This window comes from Peribacillus sp. TE19612 (assembly GCF_056279465.1).
On record NZ_JBWCCL010000008.1, the window covers coordinates 122,136 to 134,641 of the forward strand.

General features: G+C 42.2%; 14 protein-coding genes and 1 pseudogene. 10 read left to right on the forward strand and 5 right to left on the reverse strand.

Translation table 11 applies throughout. The features are described 5' to 3' along the window. The first annotated feature begins 48 nt into the window (after positions 1-48). Both ACZ9AO_RS15525 and ACZ9AO_RS15530 read left to right on the forward strand, forming a co-directional pair. Positions 49-486: a DUF86 domain-containing protein gene (locus ACZ9AO_RS15525; RefSeq protein ID WP_048688255.1), complete on the forward strand. Its 438-nt coding sequence runs from the start codon at positions 49-51 to the stop codon at positions 484-486. A gap of 24 nt (positions 487-510) precedes the next feature. Further along, positions 511-1,278 (forward strand): TIGR01457 family HAD-type hydrolase, encoded by a 768-nt coding sequence (locus ACZ9AO_RS15530; RefSeq protein ID WP_476109399.1) that lies wholly within the window; start codon positions 511-513, stop codon positions 1,276-1,278. A 61-nt stretch (positions 1,279-1,339) separates the two neighbouring features. Here ACZ9AO_RS15530 and ACZ9AO_RS15535 read toward each other — a convergent pair whose 3' ends face one another. Continuing rightward, positions 1,340-1,837 carry a phosphatidylglycerophosphatase A family protein gene (locus ACZ9AO_RS15535; protein WP_034311650.1) on the reverse strand — a complete coding sequence of 166 codons (498 nt, stop codon included), beginning with the start codon at positions 1,835-1,837 and terminating at the stop codon, positions 1,340-1,342. Positions 1,838-2,043: 206 nt separating this feature from the next. Between ACZ9AO_RS15535 and yutH the strand changes: the two genes are divergently transcribed. From yutH to thrB, 5 genes are all read left to right on the forward strand, one after another. Continuing rightward, on the forward strand, positions 2,044-3,045 hold the full coding sequence (gene yutH, locus ACZ9AO_RS15540) for a spore coat putative kinase YutH (RefSeq protein WP_063595838.1): 1,002 nt from the start codon (positions 2,044-2,046) through the stop codon (positions 3,043-3,045). Between the two features lie 105 nt (positions 3,046-3,150). Beyond that, complete coding sequence (locus tag ACZ9AO_RS15545; protein ID WP_476109400.1) at positions 3,151-4,065, forward strand: L,D-transpeptidase family protein; 915 nt, start codon at positions 3,151-3,153, stop codon at positions 4,063-4,065. Positions 4,066-4,256: 191 nt separating this feature from the next. Beyond that, entirely contained in the window at positions 4,257-5,555 is a 1,299-nt protein-coding gene (locus ACZ9AO_RS15550; protein ID WP_034310194.1) for a homoserine dehydrogenase, read from the forward strand. Next, positions 5,552-6,613 (forward strand): threonine synthase, encoded by a 1,062-nt coding sequence (gene thrC, locus ACZ9AO_RS15555; protein WP_476109401.1) that lies wholly within the window; start codon positions 5,552-5,554, stop codon positions 6,611-6,613. Before ACZ9AO_RS15550 ends, thrC begins: the two co-directional genes overlap by 4 nt. Further along, the gene (gene thrB, locus ACZ9AO_RS15560) at positions 6,610-7,554 is read left to right on the forward strand and encodes a homoserine kinase (protein WP_476109402.1); all 945 of its coding nucleotides are present in this window, start codon (positions 6,610-6,612) and stop codon (positions 7,552-7,554) included. The genes thrC and thrB overlap by 4 nt, the downstream gene beginning before the upstream one ends. 195 nt (positions 7,555-7,749) lie before the next feature. Here thrB and ACZ9AO_RS15565 read toward each other — a convergent pair whose 3' ends face one another. After that, the gene (locus ACZ9AO_RS15565) at positions 7,750-7,986 is read right to left on the reverse strand and encodes a NifU family protein (RefSeq protein ID WP_034310199.1); all 237 of its coding nucleotides are present in this window, start codon (positions 7,984-7,986) and stop codon (positions 7,750-7,752) included. Positions 7,987-8,150: 164 nt separating this feature from the next. Between ACZ9AO_RS15565 and ACZ9AO_RS15570 the strand changes: the two genes are divergently transcribed. Further along, the gene (locus ACZ9AO_RS15570; RefSeq protein ID WP_034310202.1) at positions 8,151-8,480 is read left to right on the forward strand and encodes a YuzD family protein; all 330 of its coding nucleotides are present in this window, start codon (positions 8,151-8,153) and stop codon (positions 8,478-8,480) included. 53 nt (positions 8,481-8,533) lie between these two features. Here ACZ9AO_RS15570 and ACZ9AO_RS15575 read toward each other — a convergent pair whose 3' ends face one another. Further along, positions 8,534-9,601, reverse strand: a complete 1,068-nt coding sequence (locus ACZ9AO_RS15575; protein WP_048687320.1) for an NAD(P)/FAD-dependent oxidoreductase — start codon at positions 9,599-9,601, stop codon at positions 8,534-8,536. 288 nt (positions 9,602-9,889) lie between these two features. Between ACZ9AO_RS15575 and ACZ9AO_RS15580 the strand changes: the two genes are divergently transcribed. Continuing rightward, the gene (locus ACZ9AO_RS15580; protein WP_034310204.1) at positions 9,890-10,126 is read left to right on the forward strand and encodes a YuzB family protein; all 237 of its coding nucleotides are present in this window, start codon (positions 9,890-9,892) and stop codon (positions 10,124-10,126) included. Between the two features lie 79 nt (positions 10,127-10,205). On the opposite strand, the pseudogene ACZ9AO_RS15585 reads toward ACZ9AO_RS15580, so the two are convergent. Continuing rightward, positions 10,206-10,933, reverse strand: a pseudogene (locus ACZ9AO_RS15585) (DUF2225 domain-containing protein). 160 nt (positions 10,934-11,093) lie between these two features. Between ACZ9AO_RS15585 and ACZ9AO_RS15590 the strand changes: the two are divergent. Then, on the forward strand, positions 11,094-11,456 hold the full coding sequence (locus tag ACZ9AO_RS15590) for a HesB/IscA family protein (protein ID WP_063574759.1): 363 nt from the start codon (positions 11,094-11,096) through the stop codon (positions 11,454-11,456). 362 nt (positions 11,457-11,818) lie between these two features. Here ACZ9AO_RS15590 and ACZ9AO_RS15595 read toward each other — a convergent pair whose 3' ends face one another. After that, positions 11,819-12,460 (reverse strand): SDR family oxidoreductase, encoded by a 642-nt coding sequence (locus tag ACZ9AO_RS15595; protein ID WP_476109403.1) that lies wholly within the window; start codon positions 12,458-12,460, stop codon positions 11,819-11,821. Positions 12,461-12,506: the final 46 nt, after the last annotated feature.

Genomic DNA, 12,506 nt, shown 5'->3' on the forward strand with positions numbered 1-12,506 from the left:
AACCAATGATTCCCTATATCATCTTAGATCAGAAAGGATCTGGAAAAAATGTACTTTGTAGACCGCCAAAAGATTGAACAAATATTAGGTTTTCTTGAAAAGCAACTTGGACTTTTCGAGGGGCAGGATAATTGGGATGGAGACCATTCGGAACTTATCGCTGAAAGGCTTATACAAACTTCCATCGATTCCGTGTTGGATGTAGGAAATGCGGTAATTGATGGTTTCATTATGCGTGATCCAGGAAGTTATGAGGATATTATCGATATCCTTCAAGATGAAAAAGTGATTTCAGAAGAAAAAGCGATGCAATTCAAAAAGGTTTTGCCATTAAGGAAAATGCTGGTTCAAGACTTCATTGAAGTGGATCACAAAGAACTGCATGCCGTATTTTCGGAAAATATCGAGGCATTCAAGCAATTCCCTGATTTGGTGAGGAACTATTTAACGAATGAATTGGGACCTGTTTCAGCTTTTAAAAACTAGCAGCGTTAGGAAGGCGAATATCAAATGAAGTCGTATAAAGGATATTTAATTGACTTAGATGGCACCATGTATCGCGGAACGGAACAAATTGCGGAAGCGGCAGGGTTTATTAATGACTTAAGGAAAAGGGATATCCCTTATTTATTCGTCACCAATAATTCATCCCGGACTCCGGCACAGGTAGCGGATAAATTGAGAAGCATCGGCATATCGACGGAGGATGAACAGGTTTTCACGACAAGCATGGCCACTGCCAATTACATAGCTGAACAAAAGAAAGGTGCATCGGTCTATGTGGTGGGTGAAGAAGGCATCATCGAGGCTCTTAAGGAAAAGGGAATGAAGCTTGTGGAAGAGCATCCCGATTATCTGGTCATGGGCATTGACCGCGGCGTCAATTATGAAAAGTTGTCAAAAGCCTGTCTTGCTGTAAGAAATGGTGCTGTTTTCATTTCGACCAATGGTGATATTGCCATTCCTACCGAGCAAGGCCTTTTGCCGGGGAATGGTTCCTTGACCTCCGTTGTTTCCGTTTCGACCCAGGTACAGCCGATTTTCATTGGAAAGCCAGAATCCGTCATAGTGGAGCAAGCCCTAAGAGTATTGGGGGTTCCTAAAGAAGAGACAATCATGGTTGGAGATAACTATGATACGGATATCCTTGCCGGCATTAATGCTGGGATCGATACACTGCTTGTACATACTGGCGTAACGACAAAAGAACGTTTAAAGCAATATAAGGAGCAGCCTACGCATGTGGTGGACACCCTTGACTTATGGCGCTTTGAATGAAAAAAACCAGGTCTGCGAATGCAGCCCTGGTTTTTTTCATGTCGTGAATATCATTCGTTTACTATTCCGCATTTTCGGTTCTATGGGCAAGCCGGCTTGAAGCAGCAGCGGCAATTGCCCCAACGATATCATCTAAAAAGGTGTTCACCTTACCTGTGCTTTTATCATTTAAATATTTTAAGATACCCGGCTTTTGTTTATCGATGAAACCATAATTGGTAAAGCCGATGGATCCATAAACATTCACAATTGAAAAAGCCAATATTTCATCGACCCCATATAGGCCTTCATCTATTTCAATGATGCTCAGCAAAGGCTCCTCGAGCAGTTTTTTCTCAGCAAGAATATCCAACTGTATGCCGGTAAGGATGGCATTTTGGACCTCGCGTTTTGAAAGGACCCGTTCGACATTGTGAAGGCAGTCTGACATTTGGAGATTTTCATGGTAGCCGGATTGTAAATACATGACAAGCTCAGCGATATCCTCCAATTTCACTCCTCGTTCAATTAGCCATTTCCGAGCCGTTTTTTCAGACATTGATTGTTCAATATTAGCCATTTCATCACCCATTTCTCTATATTTTAAAGGGATAGTTCTAATGCAGGTAGTTTGATTTGATTAAACTGAAAACCTATGGAGGATGTTTTGATTGGAATTTCTAATAAGGTTTCGATAATCATTCAGAAAACGGGTTATTCCACATATATATAAGTATATGATGTCCAATATTTCTATTATATCCATTTGATGAAGGAGGCCATTCCATGATAGAAGAAATCATTTTTAATAATTATGGCATACAGGTGGAGCTTGAAGAAGCCAATGTCAGGTTTCCAAGCTTCCGTTCAGGAAATATGGTGTACAGTATCGTTCCCATTGAAAATATGGAGCAGGAGGAATTAGTGGAACGGTATAAAATGTCTCAACATCTGATTTCACAAGGTGATCGTCACGTATCCGCCTTTGTCCTTGCCAATCATGGAAGTTATGTTTCGGAAGCGGATGAACAATTATTCATCCTTCTCGCCAATCAGGCATTGGAAGGTCCGAGAAATTTCAACCCGGGAAGACGTCTGGCAAGGTTCCATCAGCGTGGTCGAACGATTAATGAAACGATTCGAACATGTTCAAGGATCGGTAAATGGAAAGAGCTCTGGGAACAAAGGATCGATCAGTTAGAAAAGATTTGGCGGGATAAGCTCAACGCCCATCCTGATAACCAGTTTGAAAAATTATTTATAGAAACCTTTCCCTATTATATGGTCCTAGGTGAAAATGCGATTCAATATTTAGTCGACACGGAAATAGATGATACCCCGCAAATTGTCGATAGCGGAACGGTATGTTATGAACGTTTTTTACATGATACCTGGAAAAGCAATAAGTGGATGAAAAATCCGTTCGATTGGGTATTCGACCACGGAACCAGGGATGTCGCGGAATGGGTGAGGGAACATTATTTTCAAAATGTGCATACCCATCAGCGGGGCATTGGCCATTTCTTTCACGAATATCAGTCCATAGAACCCTTCTCCAGTTTTTCAGCCCGGTTGTTATATTCGAGGATGCTGTTTCCCATTCATTATTTTGAAACGGTGGAAGAGTATTTTTCAAAAACGACGGAATCAAGGTCGAATGAATTGGAGGATAAAATAGCTTCGATCACGAAATCCTCCCAACAATATGAGTCCTTCCTCAAACATTTTTATGAATTGGCAGAGGTCCCTGCCAAGCAATATGATTTGCCTAAAATTGACTGGATTTAGATAAAAACGGGAAAGAAATATGATTCATTCTTACTTACTATGTTATGATGATAACAAGATTTTTTAGAATAATTAGATATTTAATCACTGCGGAAGGATGGGATCATGAAAAGATTGATGATGGCCGCCCTTATAGCCTTTTTAATCATCCAAACGGCGAATCTTGCGAAAGCTGAATCGAAAACAAGTTGCGAATCGACTCAATTCAAGATTGTCATGAAGTCTGAAGCGGATGTGAAAGAAAAGGCGTCGGCTGCCAGTAAAACGTTAAAAACGTATAAGAAAAATAAAGAATTATCGGCAAACGGGAGAACTGGAAACTGGTATAAAATCTGTCACGCAAATAAGGCCGCATATATCAATATGGCAGATGTAAAAGAGGTTTTCAGTGCTGATGAAAAAGCTCTTCTGAAGAAATTCGATAGGAGGAAAGGCGTTAACCAAGTTGTATCGGCGACAGGTAAATCGATGAGTGATACGAAGGTCACGATCCAAACTTATGAGAAGAAACAAGGGGAATGGCGCCGTGCATTGAAGAAGATGGAGAGTGTCATTGGGAAGAACGGCTTCACGAAGAGCAAAAAAGAGGGGGATGGGAAATCTCCGGTTGGAATTTATTCCTTTGGTACGGCCTTTGGGAGCGAAACGAAGCCGGCCGGAATGAAAATGAGTTATAAGAAAACGACCAAATATGACTACTGGATTGATGATCAGACATCCAGGGATTATAACAAGTGGAAAACCTATAAAGGAAATCCTTCAGTTAAATGGAAGTCTTTTGAAAGGATGAATCATGAACTCTATAGGTATGGAGCGGTCATCAATTATAATACGGATCCCATCATAAAAGGAAAAGGCAGTGCAATCTTTCTCCATATATGGAGAGGGGGTACAAAACCGACGGCGGGATGTACAGCCACGGCCGAAAGGAATGTCCTCAGTTTATTGAAGTGGATGGATCCCGTGCAAAAGCCGCATATTGTAATGGGTACAAATGATTCATTGAAGAGCGTTAAGTAATAATCATCAAAATGGTTTTCCCATAAAAAAATTAACATTACCCGTTCTTACTCGTTCAAGGGATGGACGAAAAAAGTTCGTGCATCCACCTTTTCTAACTATTGATAATTATGTGAATTAAACTTATAATGTCTACTATACAAATACAAATGTTTTCTACAGGCAAACAGTTTTTAAGGGGGAACCAAAATATGAAAGCCATCTCGATCGGTTTATTGGGGTTAGGTACAGTCGGATCAGGAGTCGTACAAATCATTGAAAGCCACCAGGACAAGCTCATGCATCAAGTGGGCTGTTCCATATCCATTAAGAAGATACTAGTGAAAGACACGACGAAGGAGCGGCTTGTCGCGGTCGAAAAAGGAATGTTAACGGACAATCCTGAGGATATCCTTTCGAATCCCGAGATTGATGTTGTAATAGAAGTGATGGGCGGAATTGAAGAAACACGCGGCTATCTAATAGAAGCGATAAAAAATAAAAAGCATATCGTTACGGCCAACAAAGACCTAATGGCTTTACATGGACCGGAACTGTTGGAATTGGCCACCGATAATCAATGTGATTTGTTCTATGAAGCAAGTGTTGCAGGGGGAATTCCGATTTTACGCGGTCTTGTCGATGGGTTATCTTCTGACCGCATCACGAAAATGATGGGAATCGTCAATGGAACGACAAACTTCATTTTAACGAAAATGAGCAAGGAAGGCAGAGCTTATGATGACGTATTGAAGGAAGCCCAGGAGCTGGGATTTGCTGAAGCCGATCCGACAGCCGATGTAGGCGGATTGGATGCGGCCCGTAAAATGGCGATCCTATCAACACTCGGGTTCTCAATGAACATTGGCTTGAATGATGTTGAGGTACAGGGCATTACCGAGATATCCGAAGAGGATTTGAGATATAGCAAGAAGCTTGGTTATACAATGAAATTGATCGGGGTCGCTTCCAGGGCAGGGGATAGGGTCGACGTAAGTGTCCAGCCTGCACTTCTTCCGGAAGCACATCCGTTGGCATCGGTAAATAATGAGTATAATGCTGTATACGTTTATGGGGAAGCCGTAGGGGAAACGATGTTTTACGGACCGGGGGCTGGCAGTCTTCCTACTGCGACTGCAGTCGTTTCGGATATGGTGACGGTCATCAAGAATATGAGGCTGGGCGTAAATGGCCGCAGTGCCGTTGCACCCCAGTACCCGAAACAATTAAAAGATGCCACTGAGATTTTCGCTAAATTCTTCATTCGGTTACATGTTCAGGATGAAGTTGGCGTTTTAGCCAAAATCACGAATTTATTTGCCGAGCACGGGGTAGGATTCGATAAAATCCTTCAATTGCCTCTGGATGAAAAGGAATCTTCCGAAATCGTATTAGTTACGCATACTGCCACAAAGGCTGCATTTGAGCAAATAATACAGAAATTACATGATTACAATATGGTAAGAGAAGTGAAAAGCACATATAGAGTTGAAGGAGAGGACATCAAATGAGCTGGCAAGGACTTATAAGCACGTATAAAGATTTTTTACCCGTCAATGAAAACACGCCTGCACTAACCCTTTTGGAGGGCAATACACCTTTAATCAGACTGAATCGATTATCCGAAGAGTGGGGAATCGACTTACATGTAAAATATGAAGGGGCAAATCCAACTGGGTCATTTAAGGACCGCGGAATGGTCATGGCCGTCGCCAAAGCGATAGAAGAGGGCAGCGACACGATCATCTGCGCTTCCACAGGGAATACATCAGCAGCTGCAGCAGCTTATGCGGCCCGTGCCAACCTGCGTTGTATCGTCGTCATCCCGGAAGGTAAAATAGCGATGGGCAAGCTTGCCCAAGCCGTTATGTATGGAGCGGAAATCATCTCGATCGAAGGGAACTTCGACCAAGCTTTAAAAATCGTCCGTTCACTTAGTGAGAGTTCACCGATAACTCTTGTGAATTCGGTCAACCCATACCGGATTGAAGGGCAGAAGACAGCAGCTTTCGAAATTTGTGATTCTCTTGGCTCCGCACCGGATATTTTGGCGCTGCCAGTCGGGAATGCAGGGAATATAACGGCTTACTGGAAAGGCTTTAAGGAATATAACGAAGCGAAACAAACGGGCCTTCCTGAAATGAGAGGGTTCGAAGCTGAAGGATCGGCTGCAATTGTCCGGGACAGCATTATTGAAAATCCAGAAACGATTGCAACGGCCATCAGGATTGGAAATCCTGCAAGTTGGAAGTTTGCTGTGGAAGCGGCTAATGAATCCAAAGGCAAAATTGATGAGGTGACAGACGAAGAAATTCTGGAAGCCTATCATTTCCTTGCTAAAAAAGAAGGGGTATTTGCAGAGCCGGCATCATGTGCTTCCATTGCAGGTATCCATAAACAATTAAAAAGCGGTGAAATCAAAAAAGGAAGTAAGATTGTTGCTGTATTGACTGGAAATGGATTGAAGGATCCGAATGTGGCAGTTACTACAAGTACGATTCAACCTACATTGCTGCCAATGGATGAAGAAGTCATTTTAGAACATCTGCAGGGTGTGAAACAGGCATGAGTGCAGAATCAGAGATGTTCTTGATCCGTGTACCAGCAAGTACGGCTAACCTAGGCCCAGGATTCGATTCCATCGGCTTGGCGTTAGGGCTTTACTTGGAAATACACGGATCTTCATCAGATCATTGGGAAGTTGTCCCGCTTTCAGAGGAAATGTCTGTTTTTCCAAGGGATGATCGTAATTATATCGTCCAAATTGCCAAGGAAACGGCGGCTTCTTATGGAAAGGAACTATCCCCATGCCGGCTTTTCGTCTCTAGCGAAATTCCCCTGGCGCGGGGGCTTGGAAGCAGTGCCTCTGCCATTGTGGCGGGAATTGAATTGGCGAACATCGTTGGTGAGCTTCATTTATCAAATGAGGAGAAGAATAGGCATGCTTCCCTCTTTGAAGGGCATCCCGATAATGCTGGGGCATCTGTGTATGGTGGATTGGTTGTGGGCCTTCATACGGAGGAAAGAACGGATGTCGTGTCGTTTCCAATCGAGGGAGTTAAGGTGATCGCTGTCATTCCCAATTTTGAATTGCTTACTGAGGATTCAAGAAATGTCCTTCCGAATTCGCTTTCCTATAAAGATGCGATAAGCGGGAGTGCAGCCGCAAATGTAATGCTTGCAGGAGTTCTATCGAAAGATTGGAAACTTGTTGGAGAAATGATGCAAAGTGATCGTTTCCATCAGCCATATCGAGCGGAGTTGGTCCCCCATTTAGCGCTTATAGAAGAAGTTGTCCTTAATGAAGGCGGATTTGGTGCGGCACTAAGCGGAGCGGGTCCAACTGTTTTATGCTTGGCATCTCAAGAAAAAAGTGAAGGTTTGCTCACTGGATTGAAGGATAGATTTCCGGAATTCCTTGTGAAAGAATTGGAAATCGATAATGATGGAAGTTATACGGCAATCCTTTCTGAACAGGAAAAAAAGGAATTGAAGTTTTTGAAATCGTGAGCCGTTTTCATTTGCCGTCCATATAAAAAAGCTGACCCGTGTCAAGCCGTATCAATTCATTTGATAGGGCAAAAGCCGAGTCAGCTTTATTTTTATTACAGCCCGCAAAAAGATTCCGGCCTGCATGAAAAAAGGTTGAACTTGTATAGATGAAGTGATCCTTCATCCATACGCTGCATGTTATTTAAAGGGCTATTAGAAAACTTGTTCAACTTCCACTACACCAGGAACTTCTTCAAGTAGGGCACGCTCAATCCCAGCTTTTAGCGTAATGGTCGAACTAGGACAGCTTCCGCAAGCTCCTAGTAATCGTAATTTTACAATCCCATCTTCTACGTCAACTAGTTCACAGTCACCGCCATCACGAAGAAGAAACGGACGAAGCTTATCTAGGACTTCTTGAACTTGAACTTCCATTGTTTGTTCAGACATTGCAATCGACTCCTTTCCTAATCATATTATAATGCGAAGGTAATAAAAAATCCAACTGTAACTTTGCGGAAATATAATCTATATTATTCTGGTATGATGGAAACAGGTGAAGTTTTAAACATTATTCAAATGAAGCAACTATAATAAACTGAAGGAGGAAGAGTATGGTAAGGAAAGATATTGAGATAGAAGTGTATGGAGCGGAGCAAATTTGCGCCAGTTGTGTGAATCTCCCCTCTTCGAAAGATACTTGCGAGTGGCTTGAAGCCGCTTTAACGAGAAAGTTTCCTGAGCAGCCATTCAAAATATCCTATATAGATATGTATAACCCACCAGAAACATTGAAGCAAAAGAGCTTTGCCGAGAAGATGATCGAGGAAGATTTATTTTATCCACTGGTCCTCATCGAAGGTGAAATCATTGCGGAAGGAAATGTCCGTCTCAAAAAAGTGGTGGAAACGATGGAGAAATATGGATACTCGGTGCGAGTGTGATATATAATGGAAGAAATAAGAAAAACTGACCCATGAATGGGTCAGTTTATGAATCAACCGTTATGGTATTTATACATCCAGAGAATGCCTGATTTCATTAGGCGTGCCACTCTGCCGGTGATTGGGCGATTTGCAACAAGACCAAAACCTTGTTTCTTCCCAAGGGAACCTAATGTTCCTTTTAATTTCATGGTAGGGAAGCTTTCCGGAAGTGGTTCATTTGCCCATTTCTTCACAAGGACTTGGACGATTTGCTCAGCTTGGGACTCCGCTAATTGAGCACTAGGTGCATGAGGAAGGCTCGCGCAGTCGCCGACTACAAAGATACTGTCATCATTAGGAAGGAAATGCTGAGGAGTCAGAACGGCTCTTCCTTGACGGTCTTTTTCAATATCCATATCGCGGATGATCTTGCTTGGCTGAATTCCAGCTGTCCATACGATGACGTCACTTTGAACGGCTTCGTCGCCATTATAAAGAAGATTTGGTTCAACTTTCGTAATATTTGAATGATGTACGATTTCGATGGTATGTTTATCGAACCATGATTCGACAAAAGTACTTAATCTTTCTGGGAAAGCAGATAGAATATGCGGTCCACGGTCAAATAGCTTAACGTTTAAATCTGAACGGCTTTCAATCAATTCACTTGCAAGCTCAACACCGCTCAGTCCGCCACCAACGATAGAAACGGTTGCACCGGCACCTAAATTATTCAAAGCTGAATATGTGCGGCGTGATTTATCGATAGTTTGGATACTGTAAGTGTGTATGTCTGCACCAGGAATATCGTGGTATTTATCTTCGCAGCCAAGGCCAATGACTAAATCATCATAAACGACAGGATCTTGATTTTCTATAATGACCTGTTTATTTTCCATATCGATGGAAAGTACTTCTCCGTATACGTTCTTCAAGCGAGGATGTTCAGGAAATGCAACACGGATGTGCTGATCTGGAATGGTACCTGCTGCTAAAGCATAATATTCCGTTTTTAAGCAGTGATAAGGATTACGGTCGATAAGCGTGATGCTCACATTTTCAGGAAGCTGATTAGGCAGCAATCTTTGCAACATGCGCATACCACCATACCCGCCACCAAGTATGACTAGATTCTTCATATGATTTTTTCCCCTTTATTTGATCTCTTGAAAAATTTGATTAGCACTTAACTATAGGATTCCCCCAAATGGTCCCCTTAAAAGTTTAATTAAATATATATACCCCAATTTGTAGTAAGAATAAAAAATTAGATAATTTTCTTTTTTTACGTACCCCGACAAAAGTATAACGAATATAAAAGGAAATCACAACCGATATCTTGAAATAGGCTTATTTTTTATGCGTAAATATTGACTGTTAATGGGAAAAGTAATAAGATGGGTTGTTAGTAACTGTGAGGTGAAACAATGTACCCGATTATTGAATTTTGCGTAAGCAATCTAGCCAGTGGAGCTCAGGAGGCTCTAGAAAGATTGGAGCGGGATCCGAATTTGGATATCATAGAATATGGTTGCCTGGGATATTGCGGCAGATGCTCCAGTAACTTATATGCACTTGTAAACGGTGAAGTGGTTTTTGGTGACACAACGGATGAATTGGTAGATAAAATATATAAGTACATTGATGAATTTGAAATGTCTTAATCATCAACGGCGGATAAAGGCTGTTCCTGGAAGGGACAGCCCTTTTTTATCAGTGCTGCAGCAAAGGGTGGGTTGTTTCCTAGGTCCGTTTGAGTTCCTGAAAGCGGTCCCTGGCCATCTGGATGATGGAGGCTTCCCGGGCATTTTTTTGTCTTTCGAACACGAATGAAAAATACTTGATGGCTGCCTTTTCATTGCCTATCCTTCTTGAGATTTCGCCAGCGAGATAAAGGATCCGGGCTTCGGATACCTGGGTGCTGCTGAAGTCCCCTGTTGAATACAATGCTTCATATTCCTTTAGGGCGAACTTCAAAAATCTTTCTTCTTGTTCCTTGTTTTGTTTGATCCTATATAACCAGGCTATCCGTAAACAGATTCCAGCAAGGATTATATGTTTTTCCTTTTTTAAAGCTCCGCAATAACTCGCCAGCTTGTATGTATTGATCGCGTCTTTAATGTATCTTTCCTTGCTAAAATGATGGGGAACCCACTGGGAGCTGACTTTTTCCAAAATGATTTCCATTGTAGTGGGGGGAAGTACCGCGAAAAATCCTCGGAATAAGAAAAGCCGCAGTGAGGGCACACAAAAATATTATAGTAAAGTGGGTTTACGGCTGAATCAGCATGAACGGGACAAAAGTCCGTGTCGTATTTAGCAACCTTTACAAAACGTGACTGTACCTTTTTAGTGGTCGACTTTTGTTTGCATAAAAGGCATTCCATGCTTTTGTCATATAGAGGATGTATACTTTCGATGGTGATTACCCCCTTATTGTAATTAGGATTGGGTTCAACGAATTGGTCCATTATACCTATCCCTATTATTATAGACTAATGTTAGTTGGTAAAATAGGTGGGGGAATATGAATTTTTCCAAGCTGGAAAATTGAGCGCGGGAATTTCTTTGGTATATACTATAAAGAGAAATGGTTCTATCTCACATATTCAGAAGAAGGAGGGATTTATTGTGAGTGAAGTTGTTCAAATAACGGAAGCTGCCGCTTTTCAGATAAAAGAAATGATGAAACATAATGGTGAAGAGGGTTCCTTTTTAAGAGTGGCCGTTAAAGGCGGAGGCTGCAGTGGATTATCCTACGGAATGGGCTTTGAACAAGAGCCCGGAGAAAAAGATAGCCAGCTGGAACAGTTTGAAATTAAGATCCTTGTTAATGCCGAGGATGCAGATATATTGAATGGAACGGTAATTGATTATAAACAAACGATGATGGGTGGAGGCTTTACGATCGAAAACCCAAATGCCATCGCTTCATGCGGTTGCGGGTCTTCCTTCAAAACGGCAAAAAACGCCGGCACGCCGGAGAACTGCTAAGTAAACTCCAATACTTCGGAAAAAGGGGGCACTTTAATAAGTGCCTCCTTTAGTTTGTTTTGACAAAAGGGATTCAGGATGGTCTCATCCTAACACGAGACTAGATTATCATTACGTTTTTTATTGTAAACCTTATTGGATTGAAGAAATTTGCGACACTCCTGCCGAATAACTGGCTAGCCAAGAACCCACAGACGCTTGCGTCGAGGAGGCTTGGCAGACAGTCGGCGGAAAGGGAGCGGATTTCTGAAATCAACTACAACGTTTTTTAGAAAAAACGGTAGGCAAACATGCTTTTCTTTGAATGTTTCTACAGTCTAGTCCAGGGGGGAATTTAACAACTGCCCCTTTTTCATGCTGGCTTACATATTGTTCAGGGCCTCCTTGATTGGGAGGGTGCCGCTGAATATCTCGAATGTTTTATTGAACGTTTTTTCCTCTGTGACAGATTGGGCAAGAACGGAGGCGACATCGGCTCTTGGAATGGACTTATCAGTATGATCGACTTTCTCATCCGCAAAGATTTTTCCGATAGCTTGTTCATTTGTCAAAGCAACCGGCCGGACTATCGTGTATGTCAGCCCGCTTGCTTTTAAATGTTCATCGGCATCATGTTTTGCTTCAAGATAATGGCGCATTTCTTCTTGGGCTTGTTCCGGATTATCAGAACCGACAGAGCTTAACATGACAAAACGTTCGATCCCTTTCTTTTTGGCGGCATCAACCAGTTTAATGGCTCCATTCTTATCCACAGCTGTCGTTTTATCCGGCCCTGTTTTGGATCCAGATCCGGCGGCAAAAATGATGGCTTCCATGTTATCCACCGCTTTATCCACATTTCCCTCTAAATCTGCAAGGATTGGATGCCCTCCGAGTTCTTTTATCGTTTGAGCCTGTTCCTCTTTCCTGATCATCCCGTATACGGTCATTTGCGGATTTTTAGATAATTCCCCAATGATCTGCTTTCCGGTCGTTCCGTTGGCCCCTGCAATTAAAATATTCATGGATGCATTCCCCTTTCATGGCTTCTACTACTCTTTACCCATAGAA

Bases quoted from the DNA above. Each gene is read 5' to 3' on its own strand.
- ACZ9AO_RS15545 (WP_476109400.1), top strand. From the start codon at position 3,151: ATGAAAAGATTGATGATGGCCGCCCTTATAGCCTTTTTAATCATCCAA.
- ACZ9AO_RS15535 (WP_034311650.1), bottom strand. From the start codon at position 1,837: ATGGCTAATATTGAACAATCAATGTCTGAAAAAACGGCTCGGAAATGG.
- yutH (WP_063595838.1), top strand. From the start codon at position 2,044: ATGATAGAAGAAATCATTTTTAATAATTATGGCATACAGGTGGAGCTT.
- ACZ9AO_RS15595 (WP_476109403.1), bottom strand. From the start codon at position 12,460: ATGAATATTTTAATTGCAGGGGCCAACGGAACGACCGGAAAGCAGATC.
- ACZ9AO_RS15550 (WP_034310194.1), top strand. From the start codon at position 4,257: ATGAAAGCCATCTCGATCGGTTTATTGGGGTTAGGTACAGTCGGATCA.
- ACZ9AO_RS15570 (WP_034310202.1), top strand. From the start codon at position 8,151: ATGGTAAGGAAAGATATTGAGATAGAAGTGTATGGAGCGGAGCAAATT.
- ACZ9AO_RS15565 (WP_034310199.1), bottom strand. From the start codon at position 7,986: ATGTCTGAACAAACAATGGAAGTTCAAGTTCAAGAAGTCCTAGATAAG.
- ACZ9AO_RS15575 (WP_048687320.1), bottom strand. From the start codon at position 9,601: ATGAAGAATCTAGTCATACTTGGTGGCGGGTATGGTGGTATGCGCATG.
- ACZ9AO_RS15530 (WP_476109399.1), top strand. From the start codon at position 511: ATGAAGTCGTATAAAGGATATTTAATTGACTTAGATGGCACCATGTAT.
- ACZ9AO_RS15580 (WP_034310204.1), top strand. From the start codon at position 9,890: ATGTACCCGATTATTGAATTTTGCGTAAGCAATCTAGCCAGTGGAGCT.
- thrC (WP_476109401.1), top strand. From the start codon at position 5,552: ATGAGCTGGCAAGGACTTATAAGCACGTATAAAGATTTTTTACCCGTC.
- thrB (WP_476109402.1), top strand. From the start codon at position 6,610: ATGAGTGCAGAATCAGAGATGTTCTTGATCCGTGTACCAGCAAGTACG.
- ACZ9AO_RS15525 (WP_048688255.1), top strand. From the start codon at position 49: ATGTACTTTGTAGACCGCCAAAAGATTGAACAAATATTAGGTTTTCTT.